Source organism: Alysiella filiformis (assembly GCF_014054525.1).
In the GTDB taxonomy this organism is placed as follows: domain Bacteria; phylum Pseudomonadota; class Gammaproteobacteria; order Burkholderiales; family Neisseriaceae; genus Simonsiella; species Simonsiella filiformis.
Genome location: NZ_CP059564.1, coordinates 1,877,833 through 1,902,364, shown reverse-complemented (window position 1 = coordinate 1,902,364; position 24,532 = coordinate 1,877,833). Strand labels below are relative to the sequence as shown.

Annotated in this window: 19 protein-coding genes; 7 read left to right on the top strand and 12 right to left on the bottom strand. The window is 47.7% G+C overall.

What is annotated here, in order from left to right; genetic code table 11:
* Positions 1–124: 124 nt before the first annotated feature.
* The gene (gene yccS, locus H3L97_RS09390) at positions 125–2,323 is read right to left on the bottom strand and encodes a YccS family putative transporter (protein ID WP_097114572.1); all 2,199 of its coding nucleotides are present in this window, start codon (positions 2,321–2,323) and stop codon (positions 125–127) included.
* Between the two features lie 319 nt (positions 2,324–2,642).
* Positions 2,643–3,734 (bottom strand): tRNA 2-thiouridine(34) synthase MnmA, encoded by a 1,092-nt coding sequence (mnmA, locus tag H3L97_RS09385; protein ID WP_097114571.1) that lies wholly within the window; start codon positions 3,732–3,734, stop codon positions 2,643–2,645.
* Between the two features lie 114 nt (positions 3,735–3,848).
* On the opposite strand from mnmA, the gene H3L97_RS09380 reads away from it, so the two are divergent.
* Both H3L97_RS09380 and ushA read left to right on the top strand, forming a co-directional pair.
* Positions 3,849–4,631, top strand: a complete 783-nt coding sequence (locus H3L97_RS09380) for an ADP-ribosylglycohydrolase family protein (protein WP_097114570.1) — start codon at positions 3,849–3,851, stop codon at positions 4,629–4,631.
* A gap of 332 nt (positions 4,632–4,963) precedes the next feature.
* Complete coding sequence (gene ushA, locus H3L97_RS09375; protein ID WP_097114569.1) at positions 4,964–6,610, top strand: bifunctional UDP-sugar hydrolase/5'-nucleotidase UshA; 1,647 nt, start codon at positions 4,964–4,966, stop codon at positions 6,608–6,610.
* Positions 6,611–6,823: 213 nt separating this feature from the next.
* Here ushA and rluD read toward each other — a convergent pair whose 3' ends face one another.
* Positions 6,824–7,942 carry a 23S rRNA pseudouridine(1911/1915/1917) synthase RluD gene (rluD, locus tag H3L97_RS09370; protein ID WP_097114568.1) on the bottom strand — a complete coding sequence of 373 codons (1,119 nt, stop codon included), beginning with the start codon at positions 7,940–7,942 and terminating at the stop codon, positions 6,824–6,826.
* Here rluD and H3L97_RS09365 point away from each other — a divergent pair.
* Positions 7,941–8,744, top strand: coding sequence for an outer membrane protein assembly factor BamD (locus H3L97_RS09365; RefSeq protein ID WP_097114567.1), 804 nt, complete (start codon positions 7,941–7,943; stop codon positions 8,742–8,744). The two genes, rluD and H3L97_RS09365, sit on opposite strands and share 2 nt — an antisense overlap.
* A 76-nt stretch (positions 8,745–8,820) precedes the next feature.
* Positions 8,821–9,162, top strand: a complete 342-nt coding sequence (locus H3L97_RS09360) for an SEL1-like repeat protein (RefSeq protein ID WP_097114566.1) — start codon at positions 8,821–8,823, stop codon at positions 9,160–9,162.
* A gap of 224 nt (positions 9,163–9,386) precedes the next feature.
* Here the strand turns inward: H3L97_RS09360 and mgtE are convergent, their stop codons facing one another.
* Positions 9,387–10,829, bottom strand: coding sequence for a magnesium transporter (mgtE, locus tag H3L97_RS09355; RefSeq protein ID WP_097114565.1), 1,443 nt, complete (start codon positions 10,827–10,829; stop codon positions 9,387–9,389).
* Between the two features lie 341 nt (positions 10,830–11,170).
* Between mgtE and H3L97_RS09350 the strand changes: the two genes are divergently transcribed.
* Entirely contained in the window at positions 11,171–12,214 is a 1,044-nt protein-coding gene (locus H3L97_RS09350; RefSeq protein ID WP_097114564.1) for a zinc-dependent alcohol dehydrogenase family protein, read from the top strand.
* Between the two features lie 364 nt (positions 12,215–12,578).
* Here H3L97_RS09350 and H3L97_RS09345 read toward each other — a convergent pair whose 3' ends face one another.
* The 7 genes from H3L97_RS09345 to recD all read right to left on the bottom strand — a co-directional run bounded on the left by H3L97_RS09345 (position 12,579) and on the right by recD (position 20,318).
* Complete coding sequence (locus H3L97_RS09345; protein WP_097114563.1) at positions 12,579–13,301, bottom strand: SDR family oxidoreductase; 723 nt, start codon at positions 13,299–13,301, stop codon at positions 12,579–12,581.
* A gap of 52 nt (positions 13,302–13,353) precedes the next feature.
* The gene (gene hpnE / locus H3L97_RS09340; RefSeq protein ID WP_224446359.1) at positions 13,354–14,667 is read right to left on the bottom strand and encodes a hydroxysqualene dehydroxylase HpnE; all 1,314 of its coding nucleotides are present in this window, start codon (positions 14,665–14,667) and stop codon (positions 13,354–13,356) included.
* Positions 14,664–15,515: a presqualene diphosphate synthase HpnD gene (gene hpnD, locus H3L97_RS09335; protein ID WP_097114562.1), complete on the bottom strand. Its 852-nt coding sequence runs from the start codon at positions 15,513–15,515 to the stop codon at positions 14,664–14,666. The genes hpnE and hpnD overlap by 4 nt, the downstream gene beginning before the upstream one ends.
* A 141-nt stretch (positions 15,516–15,656) precedes the next feature.
* The gene (locus H3L97_RS09330) at positions 15,657–17,441 is read right to left on the bottom strand and encodes a 2-isopropylmalate synthase (RefSeq protein WP_097114561.1); all 1,785 of its coding nucleotides are present in this window, start codon (positions 17,439–17,441) and stop codon (positions 15,657–15,659) included.
* A 185-nt stretch (positions 17,442–17,626) separates the two neighbouring features.
* On the bottom strand, positions 17,627–18,355 hold the full coding sequence (locus H3L97_RS09325; RefSeq protein ID WP_097114560.1) for a transferrin-binding protein-like solute binding protein: 729 nt from the start codon (positions 18,353–18,355) through the stop codon (positions 17,627–17,629).
* Positions 18,352–18,486, bottom strand: a complete 135-nt coding sequence (locus H3L97_RS12090) for a hypothetical protein (RefSeq protein WP_257011003.1) — start codon at positions 18,484–18,486, stop codon at positions 18,352–18,354. The genes H3L97_RS09325 and H3L97_RS12090 overlap by 4 nt, the downstream gene beginning before the upstream one ends.
* A gap of 134 nt (positions 18,487–18,620) precedes the next feature.
* Positions 18,621–20,318: an exodeoxyribonuclease V subunit alpha gene (gene recD, locus H3L97_RS09320; protein WP_097114559.1), complete on the bottom strand. Its 1,698-nt coding sequence runs from the start codon at positions 20,316–20,318 to the stop codon at positions 18,621–18,623.
* 332 nt (positions 20,319–20,650) lie between these two features.
* On the opposite strand from recD, the gene H3L97_RS09315 reads away from it, so the two are divergent.
* Positions 20,651–22,333 (top strand): AMP-binding protein, encoded by a 1,683-nt coding sequence (locus H3L97_RS09315; RefSeq protein WP_097114558.1) that lies wholly within the window; start codon positions 20,651–20,653, stop codon positions 22,331–22,333.
* A 179-nt stretch (positions 22,334–22,512) separates the two neighbouring features.
* On the top strand, positions 22,513–23,382 hold the full coding sequence (gene rpoH, locus H3L97_RS09310) for an RNA polymerase sigma factor RpoH (protein WP_097114557.1): 870 nt from the start codon (positions 22,513–22,515) through the stop codon (positions 23,380–23,382).
* 247 nt (positions 23,383–23,629) lie between these two features.
* Here the strand turns inward: rpoH and H3L97_RS09305 are convergent.
* Positions 23,630–24,477 (bottom strand): IS630 family transposase gene (locus tag H3L97_RS09305; protein WP_182073065.1). Its coding sequence is split into 2 segments (ribosomal slippage): positions 23,630–24,162 and positions 24,162–24,477, totalling 849 coding nucleotides; the frame shifts between segments, so codons are not numbered across the junction.
* Positions 24,478–24,532: the final 55 nt, after the last annotated feature.

Genomic DNA, 24,532 nt, shown 5'->3' with positions numbered 1-24,532 from the left:
GGTTTGTAAGCAAAAATGTGATGATTTTTTACAAGGCGGTTGATTATCAAATAAAATCAATTTTAATCAAATAATTAGAGTGTATGTCTAAATGGCGTGTGGGGTGTTTCAGGCTGCCTGAAAATCACAAATGTTGCCGATTCAGTGCTTGATAACACGGTTGCAGCAATTCGCTAATCATGACCAATTGTTGCCACAACATGTGATTTTGCGATTCGGTGGCATTGTCGGCAGAATTGTAATTGGGGCGGATTTGTTCCATGTCGTTTTGCAGTTGGGTAAGGGCAACGTGAAATTGTTCGCTGTTCCAAATGCTCAAATGCTCCAATGCGCTGACCACTTGGTTGGCAACGGGGAAAAATTGGTCTAAAAATGCGGTTTCGTTGTCGTCTGTGCAATGGATTTTGTCGCGGTATGCGCCCAAAGCGGCAATGTAGCTGATGAGTGAGTAGTTGATTTTCAACAACAAAAAGCCATCTTGCAATTTGTCGCCATATTTTTTCGGTTCGCTGGACATATCCGACAAGGTGCTGGATAAGGTTGCGGCACGGTCGTGGCTGCGGCGGCGTGCGGCGCGGTATGCCAAATCGTTTTTGGGGGCGTATTGTTGCAATTCGTTCAAAATGGCGCGTAAATAATTGCCGTTGCTGTGTATGGCTTGTGCGCCTGTTTGTTCCAGCGACAGGTATTTCCAGTCTGGCCAGAGCATATACACCGCCGCGCCTGACACCAATGCGCCCACCACGGTGTCTATCACACGCGGTACGAAAAATTGGGTTACATCGTAGCCTGTAATGGATAAACCCATAATGGCTTGTATGGTAATGAAAAAAGTGGCATAACTGTGTTTGTTGCTGCGAAACAGGAAAAAGAGTGTGGTCATGACCACGATAATCAGCAATTTGATTTCATCGGTAATGGACAACAAGGGCAATGATGAACCGACCAACACGCCTGCCACCGTACCCAAAATGCGCTGTATCAGGCGGCTTTTGGTGGCGGAGTAGTTGGGTTGGCACACAAATACGGCGGTGAGCAACACCCAAAATCCCAAATGAATGTTTTCTGCGCTTTCGGGCATGAATTGGGCGTTCAGTTGTGGCATGAATTGCACAATCAGGCAGCACACAAAAGCGATAATCGCCATGCGCACGGCATGACGAAACACCGATGATTGCAAAGTGGTTTGCGCTTTGAGTGCTTGCCATGCACCTTTGAAACCGCGCACATCGGGCGAACTCAATCCGATTTCTTTTTCATTCATTGCCAAAGCCTGCTCTTTACCCAAATGGGAAAATTGCAAGCTGACGTGCATGATGTTGTCGAGCAAACGCTGTACGCGATAGGGGGCGATTTGGCTGGTTTGTGGGTGGGTGGCGTAATATTGTAGGGATTGTTCGGCACCCAAAGTGGCGCGTTGCAATTTGGGGGCGTATTGGTAATGGTCGTTGTTTTGACGCAGGCTGGCTGAAAAGTCGGCACAGGCTTGGGCTTGCAAACGCAGCAATCTTTGTATGCGAAAAATCAAATCGGTGTGGCGCATTTGTTCGGCAAAGGCTTGATAATGCACATGGCTGGAACTAATCCGCTCGTGTATGTCTTGGGCGATGAAATAGTAGCGCAACATTTTGGTGGTGCGTGGGTGGCGGTGTTGTCCGCGCATACGGTAAAACAGGGCGTTGCGGCAGGTGTTGAAGGCGTTAATCACTTGCGTGTTTTTCATGGCAAGATTGATTTGTTGCTGTTCCAGATTGTCGGCTTCATCGGGGTCAAAAAAATCGGCTTTGGTGTTGAGATAATGCGACAGGGCTTGATAGGCATTTGCCATGCCGTCTTGCACGGGGCGATTGGGAAACAAAACGTGGGTCAGCAAACTGGACGCGCTGTACAGTAAAGTGCCACACAGCAACAATAAGGTATTGAAATAATTGCTGCTATTGGGTTGATGAGACAAACAGGTGTACACCGCCACCACCAAAGTGGCAAAGGCGATGGTGCGGTAGCGGTTGCCCGCCGCGCCAAAAATCGTAAAAATAAACGCCAAGGCGGTAAAGGTGCTGGTGAGCAAAATGGGCTGGTTGAAGGTGATTTGTACCGACAGCGATGAAATGCTGAATGCAATCACGGTAAACAAGATGTTTTTCAGCCTGCCTGTTAAGCCGTTGTCCAAATCTGCCAAACCGCCTGCAATCACGCCCAAAATGAGCGGCGATAAATAAGACAACCACGCACCATGATAATCCACCGCAAAAGCCACCAAACCTGTACTTAACATCACAGGCAGGGTGGCAATGATTTTGGGATTGATGGCTGGTGTACGCATGATGGGTGAGCTGAAAAATGAATTTCAGAACCTGTGTTTATAAGATTAATAGCTTGATTTTGTTGGTTATTTTTGCGAATACAAGGCGACTTTTCATGCCAATATGTCAATATTGGCTTGGAAAGCCAACGCAGTAGGCGCATGAAGTAGCGATAAAAGCAAGCTGTTAAGATTATGAACACAGGTTCTGGGGCAGCCTGAAAACGCAATCGCTGCCTGAAAACAGAAAAATGAACAATGCCATTTTAACGCAAAAATGGCTTTCAGGCAGCCTTTTTAGAAACAACGTTGTGTTGTTTTCAGGCTGCCTGAAACAATATTACACCACAATCACATCTTTATCGGTGGCGGTAATGATGCCGCCGCCCAAACAAATTTCGCCATCATACAATACTGCCGATTGCCCATGCGTTACCGCCCATTGTGGCGCGTCAAACCGCAATTCGGCAACATCATCAGACAGATAACGCAATTCACAAGCCGCATCTGCCATGCGATAGCGCGTTTTGCAAGTGTAGCGACCTTCGCGTGGTTTTTCAGGCAGCGTCCAGCTCAAATCGTGCATTTTCAGCGATTGGGTAAACAGCAAAGGGTGGTCATGACCTTGCACCACAATCAATTCATTTTTCGGCAGATTTTTGCCTACCACAAACCAAGGTTCGCCCGCCCCGCCTATTCCCAAGCCTTTGCGTTGCCCAATCGTGTAAAAGGTCAAGCCCAAATGTTTGCCCACGATTTTGCCTTCGGGGGTGAGCATATTGCCTTCGTGGGTGGGCAGGTATTTTTGCAAAAATTCGCGGAAAGGGCGTTCGCCAATAAAACAAATGCCTGTGCTGTCTTTTTTGGTGGCGGTGGGCAGCCTGAATTGTTCTGCCAAGCGGCGCACTTCGGGCTTTTCCAAATCGCCCAATGGAAATAAGGCTTTTTCCAACTGATGTGGCTGTAAGCGATAGAGAAAATAGCTTTGGTCTTTGTTGCCGTCCACGCCGCGCAGCAGGTGGTGTATGCCATCGCGCACGTCTTTACGCGCATAGTGTCCTGTGGCAATGGCTTCTGCACCTTGTTCAATCGCATAATCCAAAAAACATTTGAATTTGATTTCGGCATTGCACAACACATCGGGATTGGGCGTTCTGCCTGCCTGATATTCTTGCAAAAAATAGGCAAACACCTTGTCTTTGTATTGCGCGGCAAAATTGACGATGTCCATGTCTATGCCAATGATGTCGGCAACCGCCATCGCGTCCAGCGAATCCTGTTTGATGCTGCAATATTGGTCGTTGTTGTCGTCTTCCCAGTTTTGCATGAATACGCCGTGTACGTTTGCGCCTTGCTGTTTGAGCAGGGCGGCGGTTACCGAGCTGTCCACACCGCCCGACAAGCCGACAATAATATTTTGATTTTGATACATTTTTGGATTGACCTTCTTGAATTTAATCTGGGGGATTTTAGCATAATTGGCTTTTCAGGCTGCCTGAAAAAATGTGTTATCATGCACATTTGATTATTTTAAAAGGAAAAAACCATGTTGGGTGCAGCGATTGGCGACATCATCGGGTCGCGTTTTGAATTTAAAAATTATCGCGGTAAAGATTTTGAATTGTTTACCAGCGCAAGCCATTTTACCGATGACACCATTTGCACCGTTGCCGTAAGCGAGTGGGTGGTGGGCGGTTGCCGCTACGATTTGAACACGATTATGCAAAAATGGTGCAGACGCTACCCCAGCCCAATGGGTGCATACGGTGTGCGTTTCAATGAATGGATTTGGTCGGAAAATCCACAGCCTTATTTATCGTGGGGCAACGGTTCGGCAATGCGCGTGTCGGCAATCGGCTGGGCATTTGACAAATTAACCGATGTGCTGAATTTCGCCCATGATTCTGCTGCCATTACCCACAACCACCCCGAAGGCATTAAAGGCGCACAAGCCACCGCCGCCGCCATTTTTTGGGCGCGAACGGGCGAAAGCAAAACCTTTATCCGCCAAAACATTGCCGATTATTTTGAATACGATTTGAGTGCGACCTGCGATGAAATCCGCCCCAATTATGCCTTTGATGAAAGCTGTCAAGGTACGGTGCCGCAAGCAATAACCGCTTTTTTGGAAAGCGAAAATTTTGAAGATGCGATTCGTTTGGCGGTGTCGCTGGGCGGCGATTCCGATACGCTGACGGCAATTACAGGCAGCATTGCCGAAGCATATTATCGCGGTATTCCGCAACGTATTCTTGAACCAACGCTGCAAATTTTGCCCGATGAAATGGTGGAAATGTTATTGAAAATCAATACTTCATCACGTTATTAAAATAATGTGAACTCGGGATAAGTAACTGTCAATTTGCCAATAAAACAGCCCTCTTTCCTTGTGGGAAAGCGTTGGAGAGCGGGTTTGTTGAGCAGCATACCCTCTCCCCAGCCCTCTCCCACAGGGAGAGGGGGTAAAGTTACTTAAATTTATCAATCACTTTTATCTCGAACTCGCGTTAAAATATGGTATTAGGGTACAACAAGTTGCACTCTGCATCTTAAAAATATTTTCAGGCAGCCTGAAAACACAATTTTGATACAAATCCCAACATTTCTTTACATTTGCCGTATAATCGCATTTTGGTTTCATGATTGCCTTTGGAGAAAAATATGAAAAAAATCTTAAAAATGAGCGGTTTGATTTTGGGATTGAGCCTGTTGCCTCACGCGCAAGCCTATGAAAAAAACAAAACTTACCGTTTTACCGTTTTGCATGTGAACGACACGCACGGTCGTTTTTGGCACAACGATAAGGGCGAATATGGCTTTCCTGCCCAAAAAACCGTTATTGAACAAATCAAAAAAGAAGTGAAAAAACAAGGCGGCAGCGTGATTCTGTTGCATGCAGGCGATGTGAACACGGGCGTGCCAGAATCCGATATTCAAAATGCCCGCCCCGATATTGAAGCCCTGAACAATATGGGCTATGAAGCCATGACGGTGGGCAATCACGAATTTGATAACCCCTTTTCGGCTTTGAAAAATCAGCAGAAATGGGCAAAATTTCCGTTTTTGTCTGCCAATGTGGTGTGGCAAAATTCAGGTAAATTTGTGGCGCAACCCTACACCATTTTGCACAAAAATGGCTTGAAAATTGCCGTGGTCGGCTTGACCACCGAAGAAACCGCCACCGCAGGCAATCCTTTGCACACCAATGGCGTGGTGTTTAAAAATGTCCCCGAATCTGCCCAAAAAATCTTGGCAAAAATCCGCAAGCAACACGCGCCCGATGTCAAAATCGCTTTAACGCATTTGGGCTATGAAAATGCCAATCCCAACAGCCCTGCCACCAGCGATGTGCAACTGGCACAAAGGCTGCCTGCAAAATCGTTTGACATGATTATTGGTGGGCATTCGCACACTTTGGTTTGCATGGAAAATGGCAAATTGAAAACCCCATTTCAGGCAGGCGACAAATGTCAGCCCGATTTGAAAAACGGCACATGGATTATGCAAGCAGGTGAATGGGGCAAATATTTGGGTCGCGCCGATTTTGAATTTAAAAATGGCAAAACCAAATTGTTGAATTACCAGTTGATTCCCATTAACTTAAAGAAAAAAATCACAAGCGATGATGGCAAAACGCAATATCAATTCCATCAAAGCGAAATTGCGCCCGAACCCAAATTGCGCCAATTATTGCAACATTATCAAGACAAAGCCAATGCGCAATTATCAGAATCGGTGGCACAAATTCAAGGCGAATTTGACGGCAAACGCGAGACGGTACGCCATCAACAAAGTGCTTTGGCGCATTTGATTGCCCAAGCGCAAAAAGAACGTGTGAATGCCGATTTGGTGGTGGTGAATGGCGGTGGCATTCGTGCCTCTTTGCCCAATGGCACCATCAGCTACAAAGACATTTTGACCGTGCAGCCTTTTGGTAATGTGGTGTCGTATGTGGATTTGACGGGCGCGGAATTGCACGCCTATTTGCAAGAAGTGGCGCAATATCAAGCTGGCGAAGGTGGCTACGCCCAATTTTCCGCCAATGTGAGCATGACCGTTAAACGTGCTGAAAAAACCATTGACCATGTGCAAATTGACGGCAAACCACTTGATTTACAAAAAACTTACCGTTTGGCGGTGGTGGATTTTCTGGCTTTGGGTGGCGATGGTTATCCCAAACTCAATCAGCACCCCAGCTACATCAACACAGGTTTGGTGGACGCGGACACTTTGAAACACTTTTTGCAGCAACGCAAAACGGTAGATGTGCGCGATTTTGAACCGAAAAATGAAATTGTGTATCAATAAAATGGCTTTTCAGGCAGCCTGAAACCTTTGTCAAACCTTTTCAGGCTGAAACTTTTGCAAAACCCATTGTGAAACAGACGTAGGGGCGGATTTCATATCCGCCCTTTCCACAAATATTTGATAAAGTTAAAAATATTGACACATCAAAACAGGGCGGATATGAAATCCGCCCCTACGAATACAGTTTTGCAAAGGTTTCAGGCTGCCTGAAATTCAATCTTTCACATAAACCACTTGTACATCGTAATCGTCTTCGTTCCAATCGTCTTCATCGTCTTCAAATTGGTTTTGCCATTCTACTTCGTGGCTCAACGATGAATGCAAGCCGCTTTCCAAGCGCAACACCGACAACAAATGGTACATATCGGCAGGAATGGGCGTTTCAAATGCCACTTCTTCGCCCGATTTGGGGTGGATAAAGCGCAAACGATAGGCATGCAAAGCCTGACGTGCCAAGCCTTTTACCGCATCTTTCACAGGCTGCGAACAAACATGACGCGGATTGCCATAAACAGGGTCGCCAGCCAAAGGGTGTCGCGCCTCTTTCATGTGAACGCGAATTTGGTGGGTGCGCCCCGTTTCCAGTTCGCATTCAATGTAGCTGTGGGCGTGGTAGCGTTCCAGCACTTTAACGTGGGTAATTGCCTCTTTGCCGCCAAATTTCACGACAGCCATTTTCAGGCGATTGTGTGGGTCGCGCCCAATCAGCGTTTCAATTTTGCCATCAAATGGCACCACGCCATCTGCCACCGCACGATAAATCCGCTTGACCGTGCGATTTTGCAGTTGATTGACCAAATGCAGTTGTGCAGGCAGCGTTTTTGCCACCACCATCAAGCCACTGGTGTCTTTGTCCAAACGATGCACAATGCCCGCGCGTGGCACTTGCGCCAATTCGGGGCAATGCGCGAGCAAGCCATTGAGCAGCGTGCCCGTCCAATTACCCGCAGCAGGGTGTACCACCAAGCCAGCAGGTTTGTTCAACACCAGCACGGTGTCGTCTTCAAACACGATGTCCAAATCCATGGTTTCGGGTTCAAATGCCAGATTTTCTTGGCTTTCTTGAATTTGCACTTGCACCGTTTCGCCGCCAATCAGTTTGTCTTTTGGGGTGGTGATTTTGCCGTTGCACAACACGCCGCCGTCTTTAATCCAACTGCTGATGCGGCTGCGTGAATAATCGGGCAACAATTTTGCCAATGCCGCGTCCAAGCGCGAACCTGCCAAATCGTTGGGAATGGTCAGTTGGATATTTTCAGATGTTAAGGCTGCCTGAAAAGACAAATCTTCGCTATAATCATCGTTTTCAAAAATTTGAGTTGGGTTTTCCATGAAAAATTTTCTGTTGGTGATTTCGGTTGCGGCAGCTTTATCGGCGTGCGCAGCCAAAGGTACGGTTGATAAAGAAGCGCAAAAAACGCAAAACTGGACAATAGACCAGCTTTACAATGAAGCGCGTAACGAACTCAATGGCAACAATTATACGCGAGCCGTTACATTATATGAACTGTTGCGTTCACGCGAACCCGATGGGCGTTACGCCGAACAAGCAGGCATTGAAACCGCCTATGCCCATTACAAAAATGAAGAAAAAGAAAAAGCCTTGGCAGCCATTGCCCGATTCCAACAGCATTTTCCAGCCAGCGTGGACATGGATTATGCTTTATATTTGAAAGGCTTGGTGCTGTTTGATGAAGACCAATCATTTTTAAACCGTTTGGCATCGCAAGACTGGTCAGACCGCGACCCAGCAGCCAATCGCCAAGCGTTTTACGCCTTTGAAGAATTGGTCAAAAAATACCCACAAAGCAAATATGCCGATGACAGCCGCAAACGCATGTCGCAGTTGGTGGACGCGCTGGGCGGACACGAAATTGCCATTGCCCGATATTATGCCAAACGCGGCGCATGGGTTGCCGCCAACAATCGCGCCCAACGTGTGATTGAACAATTCCAAAACACCCGCTATGTGGAAGAAGCCTTGGCAATCATGGTGTTCAGCTACAAAAAAATGGACAAACCCCAGTTGGCAGAAGATGCCGAGCGTGTGTTGCAGAAAAATTTCCCACAAAGCCCCTATTTGCAAAAAGATTGGGTGCCTGATGATATGCCTTGGTGGCGTTATTGGAAATAATTGTTTGAATAATCCGCTTTCAGGCAGCCTGAGCAGCTTTCAGGCTGCCTGAAAATTTGGAAATGAAAGTGAAATCATGAAATTGAAAACATTTTTTTTGGCTGTGTTGTTGGCGAGTGGCATGGCACAAGCACAATCGTTCAGCGAAAAACAGGTTTACGATTACCGTGTGAATATGGCGCAGGCAGGCGAATTGTTGAAACAAAATCAATCGCAACAAGCCTTTGCCAAAATTTTGCCGTTTGCCCAACAAGGCTTTGCCGAAGCGCAATATGTGCTTGCCACGATGTATCACGATGGCGAGGGCGTGGCGCAAGATTTGGCGCAAGCCAAACATTGGTACACGTTGGCGGCACAGCAACAAGACAATCAAGCGGTGGCAGATTTGGCGCGTGAAGGTTTGTCGGATTTGCCATAAATCAATCGCACAAATGTTTTTCAGGCAGCCTTTCAGTACACGACATTTTTTGATATTACCACAAACCTGCCCCCTCCCCCTATGCAAGGGGGAGGGCTGGGGTGGGGGTTAGAAACGCAACGAGCCACCCCCACCCTAACCCTCCCCCGCCAGCAGGGGAGGGGACAGGTTGCAGACAGCCTGAAAGATTTGTGTCGTGTACTGTAAGGCTGCCTGAAAATGTTTTACAGCAAAAACACGGTCGCCAATCCCAAAAAGATTAAAAATCCACCCGAATCGGTAACGGCAGTAATCATCACCGAGCTGCCCAAAGCGGGGTCTTTGCCAAAACGCTCCATGGTTACGGGAATCATGACCCCCAAAACGGCTGCCAACAGCAAATTCAAAGTCATGGCAGCCACCATCACCAAGCCTATGCCCAAGCTGCCATAGAGCAACCACGCCACCAAACCCATTGCGCTGCCCCAAATAATGCCATTGACCAAAGCCACGCCCAATTCTTTTTTCAGCAAACGAATGGCTTGGGATTTGGAAATTTGGCTGTTTGCCAAGGCGCGTACTATCATGGTAATGGTTTGGTTGCCCGAATTGCCGCCTATGCCCGCCACAATCGGCATTAAGGCTGCCAACGCCACAATTTGTGAAATGGAATCTTCAAAAAAACCAATCACGCGGCTTGCCACAAACGCGGTAAACAAATTGATTGCCAACCAAACCCAACGGTTTTTCACCGAATCCCACACGGGGGCAAACAGGTCTTCGTCTTCTTGCAAACCTGCCATGTTCAGCATATCGGCTTCGGTTTCTTCGCGAATCACGTCCACCATTTCATCTACGGTAAGGCGGGCGATGAGTTTGCGGTTTTCGTCCACCACAGGGGCGGTTACCAAGTCGTAGCGTTCAAATGCGGCGGCGGCATCGGCAACATCGTCCAAAGGGCTAAATTGCACCACTTCTTTTGCCATCACGTTTTCAACCAGCTCTTCGGGGGCGGCAACGAGCAGTTTGCGTATGGGCAACACGCCTTGCAAAATGTCGTTTTCATCTACCACAAAAATTTTATCGGTGTGATTGGGCAGGCTATCAAAACGGCGCAAATAGCGCAACACCACTTCGCACGACACATCGGCACGCACGCTGACAATCTCAAAATCCATGACCGCGCCCACTTGCTCATCTTGGTAAGACATGGCTGCCTGAACTTGGGCGCGTTCTTCTTCATTCAAATCTTTCATCACTTCGGCGACCACGTTTTCAGGCAGCGTGTCGGCGAGTTCAGCCAATTCGTCCACGTCCAGATTTTCCACGGCGGCGACCAGCTCTTGGGTATCCATGTGTTCAATCAGGCTTTCGCGCACGGTGTCGGAAACTTCCAGCAGCACATCGCCATCGTCTTCGGGGGTGGCGAGCAGCCACACCAGTTCACGTTCTTTGGGCGGCAAGTTTTCCAGCACGGCTGCCATGTCGGCAGGGTGCAATTCTTGAATGATGCCCATCAGCATTTGCAGTTGGGCGTGAATGCGCGGTTCGGGCAGCGAAAATTGATGATTGGCTTCGGCTTGAATGTCGTGGCGAAACGGCAGTAATTGTTCTGCCAAAAATTGCACATCGGCGATGTCGTTTTCCAACTGTTCGGTTACATTGAGGTTTTCGTTTGTGTTTGCCATAAAAATGCGCTCCGCCTGCCTGAAAGGGGCAGGGCGCACATTTCAGACAGGATTAGATGTGTTTGTATTTAAATGAAAAATTGTTTATGGGGGAACTGGGGTGTTCGTCCATTTTGCAGAAAAACGGTTGTGAATAAAGAAACGTATTTTACACCGAATTGGCACGAAATTGGGGGAAATGCCATTTTCAGGCAGCTTTTTTTGCATTAAAAATCAACGATGTTATGGTGTAACATTTTGATTCAAAACAAAATATGTATCAAATTCGTTTGACGATTGGCAAGGTTGAGAGAATAATCACACCCAAGTTGATTTTTTCACAAACACAAAGGAATAGATAAATGAAAGCAATGGTTTACTACGGCGAAAACGACATTCGTTTTGAAGAACACGCCAAACCCACCATCATTGACCCCACCGATGCCATCATCCGCATTACCAAAACCACCATTTGTGGCACAGATTTGGGCATTTGGAAAGGCAAAAACCCCGAAATTGCCGCAGGTCGCATTTTGGGACACGAAGGCGTGGGCATTGTGGAAGAAATCGGCTCTGGCGTGAAAAACATCAAAGTGGGCGACAAAGTGATTATTTCTTGTGTATCAAAATGTTGCACTTGTGATAATTGCAAAACCCAGTTGTATTCACATTGCAGCAACGGCGGCGGCTGGATTTTGGGCTACATGATTGACGGCACACAAGCCGAATTTGTGCGTACCCCATTTGCCGACAACAGCTTAATCAAGCTGCCTGAAAATGTGAACGAAGAAGTGGCATTGTTGCTGTCGGACGCATTGCCCACCGCCCACGAAATTGGCGTGCAATACGGCGATGTGCAACCAGGCGACACCGTGTTTATTGCAGGTGCAGGCCCAGTGGGCATGGCGGCTTTGCTGACCGCGCAGTTGTACAGCCCATCAGCCATCATCGTGTGCGATATGGACGAAAATCGCCTGAAAATGGCAAAAGAATTGGGCGCAACCCACACCATCAGCCCCACAACAGGCGATGTGGCAACACAAGTTTTTGAGATTGTGGGTAAAAATGGCGTTGATGTGGCGATTGAAGCGGTAGGCATTCCTGCCACTTGGGATATGTGCCAAGACATCGTAAAAGCAGGCGGCAACATTGCTGTGGTAGGCGTTCACGGTAAACCTGTTGATTTTAAATTGGAAAAATTGTGGATTAAAAACCTGAAAATCACCACAGGTTTGGTTAATGCCAACACCACCGAAATGTTGATGAAAGCCATTTCCACCAGCAGCGTGGACTACACCAAAATGCTGACCCACCATTTCAAATTCAGCGAGTTGGAACAAGCCTATGATGTGTTCAAACACGCGGCTGAAAACAATGCGATGAAAGTGGTTTTGACTGCGGACTAATCGCCTAACAAAGCATTCAGGCAGCCTGAAACCTTCGCAAAACTCGGTTCGTAGGGGCAGATTTCATATCTGCCCTTTTTTCAATTTATTGATAACGCGATTTCGGGATAAAAGTGATTGATAAATTTAAGTCACTTTGCTCCCTCTCCCTTTGGGAGAGGGCTGGGGAGAGGGTATGCTGCTCAACAAGCCCTCTCTCCAACTCTCTCCCATAGGGAGAGAGGGCAGGTTTGTTGGCAAATTGACAGTGACTTATCCCGAGTTCACGTTATTGATAAAAATAAAAATTTCTGCAAGTCTAAACAAGGCAGATGTGAAATTTGCCCCTATAAACTGAGTTTTGCAAAGGTTTCAGCCTTGTTTTTTACAAATACACAATTTCCCCAGTTCTGCCACGACTTTGTGCGCTCAACCACCACACAAAATCGGGTGTGATGTCGCTCATATTGCGGCGTTCAGTTGCGGTTTCCCCAGGGTGGGTTTTGATGCGTTGGGGCGAATTGATTTTACCAGGTATCAACACATTGGCGCGCAAATGTGCAAACCGCGACCATTCATCGGCAATCACTTGGCACAAATAATTCATGCCCGCTTTGGACGCGCCAAATCCGCCCCAATAGGCTTGCGGCTGTGCGCCATGGCTTTCGCCCACCAAAATCACGGAAGCATCTGCCGATTCTTTGAGCATGGGCAAAACGGCGCGTGTTAAAGCCATGGGCGCGACCGCATTCACGCGATATTGTTTGACCCAATCTTCCACCGTTTGAAAATCCAATGGCGACAATGCGGCAAAATAACTGGCGCAATGCACGATGCCGTCCAATTTGCCTTGTGTTGCCAAGGCAATGGTGTCGGCGAGTTGGGCAAATTCTTTTTCTTCGGCAGTCATCAAATCAAAGCAAATGGCGTAGGGTTCGGGTGCGCCACTTGCCACGATTTCATCGTACACCTTTTCCAATTTTTTTTGGCTGCGCGACAGCAAAATGACGGTTGCGCCTGCTGTTGCTGCGGCTTGGGCAACTTGTTCGCCCAAGCCTTGCGATGCGCCTGTGATGAGAATGTATTTGTTTTCCAAAGGTTTGTTCATGAAAATCCTTTCAGGCTGCCTGAAAAATGGCAATAATAAAAAGCAGAGAAAATCACGCCAAAGTTTTTAAAATTTGCCGTGCTGCGTTCATGCCGCTTTGCACCGCCGTTTCCAGCGTGGCAGGATAGCGCGCACTGAAATAATCGCCCGCCAACAGCACGCCATATTGGGCAAATTCACGCGGATTGGGAATGGGGCGTTGCACATCGGCGGCAATGGTGGCGCGTTTTTCGGTAATCGTTTGCACGGCAATGGGCGCGGGCAAATCGGGCAATATGCGCTGCAAATCGGCTTGTACACGCTGCACCCATTGTTCGGGCGACAAGGCACCGTGCTGGTCGGACACGCTAATCACGGCAGCGATTTCATTTGCACCGTTGATTTGGCTGCGGTCTATCAACCATTGTGTGGTGCCGTCTGCAAAACCTGTGATGGCGGCTGGCAGGGCAACGGGGCGGTTGTAGCGCAAATAAACCGTTGTAATGGCGTGGTATTTAATCTGCGAAATGGCTGCCTGAAAGCTGGGGGTAAGCCAATTTTCAGGCAGCACATTCAACAAATGATAAGGCGCAACCGCCACAATCGCACGGTCAAAAGTTTCGCCAAACAATGCCAACTGTTGATTTTGATAAACCATTTTTTGAACGCGATGTTCAGGCAAATAACGCACGCCACGCGCCTGAACATACGACAAAGCAGGATTTGCCAACACCGCGCCCAAATCCACTTTGGGCAAACAATAGTTGCTGTTTTCTCGGCTGTGCCAAATGCCGTCTGCCAGCACATTTGCCAGCACGCGCAAACTTGCCGATTGCATGGGCGTGTTCAATGCGCCCCACACCAAAGGTTGCCAAAATTGGGCTTGCCATTTTTGGGAAACGTGTTGTTTTTCAAGCCATTGTGCCACCGATACATCGGGCAAATGCTGTTTTTTGTGCCACAAGGTCAAAGCCGTGATTTGGTGCAACAGCCGCAATTTTTCAGGCAGCCGTGCGCCTTTGGCTTGCAAAATGGCGGTCAATAAATGAAACGGTGCGGGCAACAATCGCCGCGCCCGAAATTGTACGCCATCGTGCAAATGCCATTGCATGGGTTGGCGCAGAAAAATTTCATGGTGGTTTACGCCAATTTTATCCAATAATTCAAAAACATGGCGGTATGCCCCAATCAACAAATGTTGCCCATTGTCCAAAAATGAAAAACCTTTGTCTGCCACGCCACGCGCTCTGCCGCCTGCCACGCGGCTGGCTTCAAACAGGGTAACATCGGCTTTGCCAGCCAATTCCACCGCCGCCGCCAAACCCGCCCAGCCTGCACCGATAATGGCAATTTTGCCGCGTTTCAGGCTGCCTGAACGCGCCATCATGGTTGAAAACCCAGCAGCCAAACACGCAGCGCAATGCGGATTTTGCGCGGATTGGGGATTTTGATTTTGTAGCGCAACACATTTGCCACACCGTCTGCCGCAATTTCGTGCAACAGCGCGTGGTAAATGCCGCCCATAATCAAGCCGACTTTTTGCGCTTTTTTATCGCATTCAGGCAGCAAATCAATGGCTTGGCGATAAGTTTCTTGGGCGCGTTGCACTTGAAATTGCATCAATTTTTCAAACTCGGGCGTGAGCGTGTACGACAAAATGCTTTGTGCTGGCACATTAAATTGCGCCAACTCATTGATGGGCAAATAAATTCGCCCCATACGCGCATCTTCGCCCACATCGCGTATGATGTTGGTCAGTTGTAAAGCCAAGCCCAATTTTTCGGCATATTCAAGCGTTTGCGCGTTTTGAAATCCCAAAATCCGCGCAATCAAACGCCCCACCACGCCCGCCACGCGATAGCAATAATATTGCAAATCGGCAAAACTGTTGTAGCGCACATGGTGCAAATCCATTTCCATGCCGTTAATCAGCTCTTCCAACTCATTGTGGGGTAAGGAAAATTTTGGCACGATTTGGCGCAGGGCTTGTTGAACAGGGTGTTCAGGCAGCCCGTTTGCGTCAAACACTTTTTGCAAATCGGCTCGCCACCAAGCCAGCGTGGTTTTGGCGACTTGTGGGTCGGTGCAATCGTCCACCACATCGTCCAGCTCGCGGCAAAAGGCGTATAAAACGGTAATGGCTTGACGTTTTTCGGTGGGCAAAAAACGAAATCCAGCCAAAAAACTGGACTGGCTTTCACGCGCTTTGTGTTCGCAATAATCAAAAGGGGTCATGGGATTGTGTTGAGTTGATTTTGTGGGGATATTGTAGCGGAAATTGCGTTATGCTGCCTGAAAAGGCGTTAAACCCTTATTTTTACAAAAAAAGGGCAGATGAAAAATCTGCCCCAGTTGCGTTTCAGGCTGCCTGAAAAATCAAATGCCGCCTTGTGCCTTAATTTTGTCCACACCGCTTGCCAGCTTGGACAATGCCGACAAATACGCCTTGCTGGTTGCCACCAACACATCAGTATCCGCGCCCTGACCGTTTACCACGCGACCGTCTTTTGCCAAACGCACGCTGGTTTCGCCTTGGCTTTCCGTGCCTTTGGTAACGGCGTTTACCGAATAAATTTCCAAAATTGCGCCCGATTGCGCCACGCTTTCAATCGCTTTGAAAATCGCGTCCACAGGGCCCGAACCCGTTGATTCGGCACGGTGTTCCACACCATCTATGCTGAACACGATTTCCGCGCGTGGCGATTCGCCCGTTTCCGTAACAATGTGTTGCGACACAAATTTGTAGGTTTCCGACAAATTGGACATTTCGTCCGACACCAGCGCGTGCAAATCTTCATCAAAGATTTCGCGTTTTTTGTCTGCCAATTCTTTGAAACGCGCAAAGGCGGCATTTAAGGCTTCTTCGCTGTCCAATTCAATGCCCAGTTCAGCCAGCTTGGTTTTGAAGGCATTGCGACCCGATAATTTGCCCAAAGTCAAACGGTTTGCCGCCCAACCCACTGATTCAGCAGACATAATCTCATAAGTTTCACGGTGTTTCAACACGCCATCTTGATGAATGCCGCTTTCGTGTGAGAACGCGTTTGCGCCCACTACCGCTTTGTTGGGCTGAACAGGGTAGCCCGTTACGGTGGAAACCAGTTTGGACGCGGTAACGATTTGTGTGGCATCAATGCCTGTTTCATAGCCAAACACATCGTGGCGCACTTTCAAAGCCATCACGATTTCTTCAATCGCCGCATTGCCCGCGCGTTCGCCCAAGCCATTGACGGTACATTCAATTTGACGCGCACCGCCTTGCAATGCCGCCAAAGAATTGGCAACCGCCAAGCCCAAATCGTTGTGGCAATGGGTGGACCAAATCACTTTGTCGCTGTTTGGCGTTTGTGCAATCACATCGCGGAAGAATTTTTCGGTTAAATGTGGCACCGAATAGCCCACCGTGTCGGGCAAGTTGATGGTGGTTGCGCCTGCTTCAATGACCGCGCCACAAATTTGTGCCAAAAAGCCGACTTCTGAACGCAGCGCGTCTTCGCAAGAAAATTCCACATCATCGGTGTATTCTTTGGCGATTTTCACGGCTTTCACGGCTGCCTGAATCACTTGTTCAGGCAGCATTTTGAGTTTGTGTTCCATGTGAATGGGGCTGGTGGCGATGAAAGTGTGAATGCGGCGTTTTTCGGCAGGGGCAAGGGCTTCCCCAGCGCGGCGAATGTCGCGTTCCACCGCGCGGCTCAAAGAGCAAATGGTTGAATTTTTAACGGTTTTGGCAATTTCGTTTACCGCAGCCCAATCGCCTTCGCTGGCGGCGGCAAAGCCTGCCTCAATCACGTCCACGCCCATTTTTTCCAGTTGGCGGGCAATGCGGACTTTTTCTTCTTTGCTCATGGCGGCACCAGGGGATTGCTCGCCATCGCGCAGGGTGGTGTCAAAAATGATGACGCGGTTGTTTGTGTTCATAATGGGGTGTTCCGATTCGTTTTGGGGTTGAATAAAATGGTTTAAATCCAATGTTTTGCCTTGATTTTGTGCCAGTTCGGTCAATTTGTTCAGTTGCGCCAAGGGCAAAGAGCCGCGCGTGCGCCATTTGTAAATGGCGGCGGTGCTGGGGGCGTTGTTGGGGTCGTGTTGTTTGAGGGCTTCGGCGAGGGCGTTTACGCCGCCAAAGTGGGCGATTAAGCGGTCAATGTCCAGTTGCATGATGGGTGTCTAAAAAAAATGAATTTGGCTGTGATTATACGGATTTTGGACATTTTGACAATATCTGTGTCGTAATTTTGTCTAAAAATTTTTTCAGGCTGCCTGTTGTGGACATTTTGTCTAATTTTGAGGTGTGAAAAACGGTTTCAGGCAGCCTGAAACCGTTTTGATGAAGGTCAATGGGTTTATTTCTCTTGTTTTTTTGCACCAAATGAACCGACTATATTGTTGCCATTGGCGAGTACATTGATATTATTGAATGTGCCACCCAATTCTTGGGCTTTATCGCCATAAAAATGCCCTTGCATTCTCATGTTGTTGTGGTCGCCTTTGAATGAATTGCCTGAAATGGTGCCGCGCAAATGGATGTTGTTGTTGATGTTGCCCACAATGGATTTGTTGGCGTAATTGACGGTAAAGTAAGACGTACCGCGAATGGAATTGGTAATGGAATCGCCTGTGTAAGTTGCGCTGCCTGTGGGGGGGACGCTACGGAGAGGGGTAATTTGTCCGTAGGAAACGGTGTAAGTGTTGATGATGTTGTCTTTTTGTGTTCGGTAAGTGCCAAAGCGCATATAGCTGAAATCATTGTTGATGATTTGACGGTTGTTTTCCGAAAACAATGAATTTTGTTTTAAATCAATGGCATGACCATCAACCACCACGCTGCTCAAATTGCTGCCTGAAATGTTGTTGATTTGTTTGCCCATTTCGGTGGTTTGTTGGCTTTGTGTGTTGTAGGTTGATTTTGTGGCAACACCGCCAAATGTGGTGGTGGTGTCGGTGCGCGATGAACTGTAACCGCCACCAGAATTGATGGGCAAATGTTTAAATTCATCTCGGCTTGCACCGCAAGCGGTTAAGGCAATGGCACAAGCGCATACGCTTAATTTGAAAAAAATGGGTTTTATCATGATTGGGGTTCCATGTTGTTGAGTGGGGCGGCAATAGGGGCTAATGACAATTCGTTTCGCGATTGTTTTTTCATCAAAATCGCCAACTTCTGCGTCAAAAATACGCGCCAATGGGTGGCATTGACTCGCATTTTTTCCTTGAATTTGACAGCGAAGCGGTGTTTGTCTGAAAAACCAACTTCGCACCCAAATTGTCATTAGCCCCTAATGTGCCACAGAATGTTATTCTGTCAATAAGTGTAAAGAATTGAAAATCAAATGTCAATTACACAAACAAATCTCCCTGAATTTGTGTGAGCCATTCGTTTAATGCGCTGCGGCGTTTGTCGGGGGTGTTGCAGGCTTTTTGAAAGCTGCTTTTGTTGCCACAATAAACAAATTTTTCTTTGGCGCGTGTGATGGCGGTGTAGAGCAGGGCGCGGCTGAAATCATCGTCTTGGCGTTGAGTGGGGGGCAGAAACCAAATTTCGCGGTATTCTGAACCTTGGCTTTTGTGTACGGTTAGGGTAAAGGCGTTTTCGTGTTCAGGCAGCCTGCTCAATGCGATGGGGCGAAAACGGTATGCGGTGTCGGGAAACCACGCTGCCAAACCGTATTCGTGTGGCAACACGATGCCCACATCGCCATTGTAAAGTTGGGTGCTGGGGTCGTTGCGCGTGATGATGAGCATTTGTCCTTTGAACCACGGCTGGTCGGGGTGGGCACGGCGGTGTTGATGCAGTTGTTGCAAATAGGCTTGATTGAGTGCGTGGGCATCGGCGCGTTGTGCGCTCAACACCAACACATCGGCTTGATGGGCAAAGGCGCGGTCAAGGTGGTTGTCGTCTATTGCTTGCCAATAGGCTTGGTGGGCGCGATAAAGCTGTTGGGCGATGTGGGCGATGTCGTGCTGATGGTGCGACAGGGTTTGTGGAAATTGGGTAAATTGCTGCCAAGCCTGTTCCGCCTCGCCTGAAACCACCGCGCGTGCCAAGCAACCTATGCCACTTTCTGCGCCAAAACGGTGGCTGATGGTCAATTTGGCGGTGCCTTGACGCAAATGGCGCAACTGAATTGATGGCAATAATTGCTGTAATTCGCGCACCATCGGTTCAGGCAGCGCGGCACTGCTTTGCATTAAAGCCGACAACACCGCCCCTGCGCTGACCGAAGGCAGTTGGTTTTCATCGCCCAACAAAATCACGCGACAGGAGTTGGGCAGGGCTTGCAATAATTGGTGCAGCAAATACAAATCCAACATACTGGCTTCGTCCACAATCAGAATGTCCAAAGGCAGGCGGTTGTCGGCATCGTATTCGGGCAGCATTTGGGGTGGCGTGAGTGCCAGCAGACGGTGTACCGTTTGCCCATTTAATTGGCGCAAATGTGCGGCGGTGGATTCAGGCAGCCCATCAATGCGTGTAACCGCATTTTTTAAGGCTTCCGACATACGCGCAGCCGCTTTGCCTGTTGGGGCTGCCAAAGCAATGCGCGGCAAGGTGTCGTGGCAGAGCAAAGCCAGCAATTTGGCAACGGTGGTGGTTTTGCCTGTTCCCGGCCCCCCACTGATGAGCATGAAATTGTGCAATAAAGTTAAAGCGGCGGCGGCTTGTTGGTCTTGGCTGCCTGAATCGGCAAACCACGCCTGTAATTGTTGTTGGATAAAATCCCAGCGTTCAGGCAGCCTGCGGTAATGCGACAGGCGATGAATTTCACGCGCCAAATGTTGTTCTAATTGCCAAAATTTGGCTAAAAACAAACGATTGCGATACAAAACCAAAGGCGATTGCGCGTCTGCCCCCACAATCGGTTGAGCGCGTGCCAACTGGGCGGTTTCTTCTTTATTTAAATAGATAAAGGTGTGTCCATCAGCCAAAGCCGCAAACAAGCGCGGCAAAAATGGCGCAACACAATCGGCGGCTGGCGCGTGCACATGGTGCAGTAAAGATAAAACATTATCGGCAATGTGGGCGGTGTCAGACATGATTTTACAAAACCATTGAACAAAACCCCATTATACTGGCGAACGCAGGGAGAAATTTCAGGCAGCCGAAAGTTTTTTGCTATAATCAAAAATTATTTAATTGAGCAGACTGTTTTCAGGCAGCCTTACCGTACACGACACAAATCTTTCAGGCTGTTTGCAACCTGTTCCCTCCCCTGCTGGCGGGGGAGGGTTAGGGTGGGGGTGGCTCTTTGCGTTTCTAACCCCCACCCCAGCCCTCCCCCTTACATAGGGGGAGGGGGCAGGTTTGTGGCAATATCAAAAAATGTCGTGTACTGAAAGACAGCCTGAAAACAGGGAGATTTATTTTTATGGATAAAATTTGGTTCAACAGCTACGAACAAGGCGTAAACCACGAAATTGACCCCAACCGCTACGAATCCATTATTCAAGTATTTGAACAAAGTGTAAAAAAATTCAGTCATTTAACCGCTTATTACAACGCAGCCCACCCCCTTATCAGCGAAGAATTGACCTATGGCGAAATTGGCGAGCTGGCGCGGGATTTTGCCGCCTATTTGCAAAACGAATTGCAACTGCAACGCGGCGAACGCATTGCCATTATGATGCCCAATGTATTGCAATACCCCATTGCCGTGTTTGGCGCACTCAAAGCAGGTTTGGTGGTGGTCAATACCAATCCACTCTACACCCCACGCGAATTGGAACATCAACTCAACGACAGTGGCGCAAGCACCATTGTGGTGCTGGAAAATTTTGCCAATACCTTGGAGCTGGTGTTGCCACGCACCCAAATCAAAAACGTGATTGTTGCCAATATTGGCGAAATGTTTGGCATGATTAAAGGCAGCGTACTGAATTTTATGGTACGCAAAGTCAAAAAACTCGTGCCCAATTACCAAATTGCCTCTGCCATTTCATTTAAAGACGCGCTGCACAAAGGCGCAAAACACAGCCTGAAAACGGTTAAATTGAACCGCAGCGATTTGGCATTTTTGCAATACACAGGTGGCACCACAGGCGTTGCCAAAGGTGCCATGCTGACCCACGGCAACATTTGCGCCAATATGTCGCAAGCCGCCGAGTGGATTAAAAACAAATTGCGCGATGGCGAAGAAGTGGTCATTACCGCTTTGCCTTTGTATCACATTTTTGCTTTAACCGTGAATTTGATGGTGTTTTTCAACGTGGGCGCGAAAAACATTTTGATTACTAACCCACGCGATTTTGATGGCTTTATTGAAGAACTGAAAAAACACCGTGCCACCGCCTTCATTGGTGTCAATACCCTGTTCAATGCGCTGTTGAACAAGCCCGAATTTGCCAAATTGGATTTTTCCACTTGGAATTTGAGCTTGGGCGGCGGCATGGCAACCCAACGCGCGGTGGCAGAAAAATGGGCAAAAACCACAGGCACACCCATTGTGGAAGCCTATGGTTTAACCGAAGCCAGCCCTGGTGTGTGTGTGAATCCGCTCAACATCAGCAATTATACAGGCAGCATTGGTTTGCCCATTCCCAGCACCGATGTGCAATTACGCGATGGTCAGGGCAATTTGGTGCCTGTGGGCGAAGCAGGCGAATTGTGGATTAAAGGACCGCAAATCATGAAAGGCTATTGGAATCGCCCCGATGAAACCGCCAAAGTCATGGACGCAAACGGTTGGCTGGAAACGGGCGACATTGCCGTGATGAACGAACAAGGCTGGCTGAAAATCGTGGACAGAAAAAAAGACCTGATTGTGGTGTCGGGTTTCAATGTGTACCCCAACGAAGTGGAAGACGTGGTTTCGCGCCACCCCAAAGTGCAAGAAGTGGCGTGCATAGGCGTGGAAAGCGCACAAACGGGCGAGGCACTCAAATTGTTTGTGGTGAAAAAAGATGCCAGCCTGAACAAAGATGAATTGATTGAATATTGTCGCACCCAGCTCACAGGCTACAAAGTGCCGCGTGAAATTGAGTTTCGCGATGAATTGCCCAAATCCAATGTGGGCAAAATCTTGCGCCGCGAATTGCGCGAAAAGAAAAATTGACCGCATTCAGGCAGCCTGAAACAATCGATACATGATTTTACAAAAAAGGCAAGTATTTTTTTTGTAATGGTGCTACAATGCAACACGTTATAAGAATAAATTTTGCAAGGTGGCGTGATTTTGCCCATTCAGGCAGCCTGAATCGCACAATCCGCCCCACATCATGATTGGGATAAAAAATGAACGCGATTGCATTACCCGTTTTAAGTGGACACGGCAGTTTGGAACAATACATTCACACCGTAAACAACATACCCATGCTGTCTTTGGAAGAAGAAAGCAGCTTGGCAGAACGCCAAATCAAAGGCGATTTGGAAGCCGCCAAAAAGCTGATTTTGTCGCATTTGCGCGTGGTGGTTTCCATTGCGCGTGGCTACGATGGTTATGGTTTGAACCAAGCCGACTTGATTCAAGAAGGCAACATTGGCTTGATGAAAGCCGTGAAACGCTTTGAACCCAACCACGGTGCGCGTTTGTTTTCCTTTGCCGTGCATTGGATTAAAGCCGAAATTCACGAATTTATTTTGCGAAACTGGCGTTTGGTGCGCATTGCCACCACCAAACCGCAGCGCAAACTGTTTTTCAATTTACGCAGTATGCGCAGCAGCCTGAACGCACTTTCTCCCAAAGAAGCGCAAGTGATTGCCGATGATTTGGGCGTGAAATTGTCGGAAGTCATGGAAATGGAACAGCGCATGACTGGGCATGACATTGCATTGCTGGCTGAAAACAACGATGACGATGACAACCAATTTGCCCCCATTGATTGGTTGAGCGACACCCACCACGAACCCAGCCAACAACTCATGCAAAAAGCCCACCACGCATTGCAAACCGAAGGTTTACAAAACGCTTTGGCGCAACTTGATGAGCGCAGTCGCCGCATTGTGGAAACGCGCTGGTTGCAAGACGATGGCGGCATGACCTTGCACGAATTGGCGGCAGAATATGGCGTATCAGCCGAACGCATTCGCCAAATTGAAGCGAAAGCCATGCAAAAATTGCGCGGATTTTTGGCAAATCAAGCCGATGATTTGGTTGTGGAATAAATTGATTTAAAAAACAATTCAGGCTGCCTGAAAAGCATTTCGCGCTTTTTCAGGCAGCTTTTTGTTGTTTTATCAAAAATGGTTTTGCTTTCGGCGACTACTTACTTTTTCAAAAAGTAAGCCAAATACATGAAAGCAGAACGGATTGTGTTTCAAAAAACATTTCAGGCTGAAACTTTTGCAAAACCTACTTTTAAACTGATGTAGAGGCGGATTTCATATCCGCCTCTTTTCAATTTATGTATATTCAGTTAAAATAAGAATAGGACACTAACGTATCAGTAAAATGCCTTCCACTAGGTAAAATGGCTCGCATATATCTCTTGATGTTTGCCCATGTCCGTTCTATGGGATTAAGCTCTGGTGAATAAGGTGCAAGCGGCAAGATTTTATGCCCCCATTTGTGCGCCATTTCACGCAAAATACCCATACGATGAAATCGTGCATTATCCAAAATAATGACAGATTTTTTATTTAAAATAGGCAATAAACATTGCTCAAACCATGTTTCAAAAAAAGCACTGGTCATTGTGTTTTGATAAATCATAGGGGCAATCAGTTTGTTGCCGACTTGTGCGGCAACAAGCGATAAGCGTTGGTACTTTTTACCACTGATTTGGGCTTTGATGACCTGCCCCTTTGGGCTACGCGCATAAGGACGAAATAAGTAAGTATCAAATCCCGTTTCATCCAAATAAACACGCTGATAGTCAAAAAATTCAGCCAGTTGATTTAAATAATCTTTTACTTTATTTGGGTCTTGTTCTTTGTATGTGGTGGTCTTTTTTTACGCGTGATACCCATTCTTTTGAGTGCATAAAAAATGGCTGATTTTGAACAATTAAAATGTTCAGCTATTTCATGCAAATAAGCATCAGGGTGTTGTTGTATATGTTCAGCCAATTTTTGGCTGTTCAATTTATTGGCATTTTGCCCCTTTACTTGATGATTTAAGCTGCCTGTTTGCGCTTTCAAGCGTATCCATAGGTAAAGCGTATTTCTGGATATTTGGTAAGCTTGGGCGACTTTACTGATATTTTTGCATTGTTCATAATAGCTTAATGCTTTATTTCGCAGTTCTGTTGAATGTGCCATTTTTTAATCCTAAAAATTAGGGTATTGTACTATTTTATTTTGAATTGACTATAAA

What these genes read in the sequence shown, in the direction of transcription:
- mgtE (WP_097114565.1), bottom strand. Translation starts at nt 10,829, where the DNA reads ATGGCAAACACAAACGAAAACCTCAATGTAACCGAACAGTTGGAAAAC.
- hpnD (WP_097114562.1), bottom strand. Translation starts at nt 15,515, where the DNA reads ATGACCCCTTTTGATTATTGCGAACACAAAGCGCGTGAAAGCCAGTCC.
- H3L97_RS09345 (WP_097114563.1), bottom strand. Translation starts at nt 13,301, where the DNA reads ATGAACAAACCTTTGGAAAACAAATACATTCTCATCACAGGCGCATCG.
- hpnE (WP_224446359.1), bottom strand. Translation starts at nt 14,667, where the DNA reads ATGATGGCGCGTTCAGGCAGCCTGAAACGCGGCAAAATTGCCATTATC.
- H3L97_RS09315 (WP_097114558.1), top strand. Translation starts at nt 20,651, where the DNA reads ATGGATAAAATTTGGTTCAACAGCTACGAACAAGGCGTAAACCACGAA.
- recD (WP_097114559.1), bottom strand. Translation starts at nt 20,318, where the DNA reads ATGTCTGACACCGCCCACATTGCCGATAATGTTTTATCTTTACTGCAC.
- H3L97_RS12090 (WP_257011003.1), bottom strand. Translation starts at nt 18,486, where the DNA reads ATGCGAGTCAATGCCACCCATTGGCGCGTATTTTTGACGCAGAAGTTG.
- rluD (WP_097114568.1), bottom strand. Translation starts at nt 7,942, where the DNA reads ATGGAAAACCCAACTCAAATTTTTGAAAACGATGATTATAGCGAAGAT.
- yccS (WP_097114572.1), bottom strand. Translation starts at nt 2,323, where the DNA reads ATGCGTACACCAGCCATCAATCCCAAAATCATTGCCACCCTGCCTGTG.
- H3L97_RS09380 (WP_097114570.1), top strand. Translation starts at nt 3,849, where the DNA reads ATGTTGGGTGCAGCGATTGGCGACATCATCGGGTCGCGTTTTGAATTT.
- ushA (WP_097114569.1), top strand. Translation starts at nt 4,964, where the DNA reads ATGAAAAAAATCTTAAAAATGAGCGGTTTGATTTTGGGATTGAGCCTG.
- H3L97_RS09360 (WP_097114566.1), top strand. Translation starts at nt 8,821, where the DNA reads ATGAAATTGAAAACATTTTTTTTGGCTGTGTTGTTGGCGAGTGGCATG.
- rpoH (WP_097114557.1), top strand. Translation starts at nt 22,513, where the DNA reads ATGAACGCGATTGCATTACCCGTTTTAAGTGGACACGGCAGTTTGGAA.
- H3L97_RS09365 (WP_097114567.1), top strand. Translation starts at nt 7,941, where the DNA reads ATGAAAAATTTTCTGTTGGTGATTTCGGTTGCGGCAGCTTTATCGGCG.
- H3L97_RS09325 (WP_097114560.1), bottom strand. Translation starts at nt 18,355, where the DNA reads ATGATAAAACCCATTTTTTTCAAATTAAGCGTATGCGCTTGTGCCATT.
- mnmA (WP_097114571.1), bottom strand. Translation starts at nt 3,734, where the DNA reads ATGTATCAAAATCAAAATATTATTGTCGGCTTGTCGGGCGGTGTGGAC.
- H3L97_RS09350 (WP_097114564.1), top strand. Translation starts at nt 11,171, where the DNA reads ATGAAAGCAATGGTTTACTACGGCGAAAACGACATTCGTTTTGAAGAA.
- H3L97_RS09330 (WP_097114561.1), bottom strand. Translation starts at nt 17,441, where the DNA reads ATGCAACTGGACATTGACCGCTTAATCGCCCACTTTGGCGGCGTAAAC.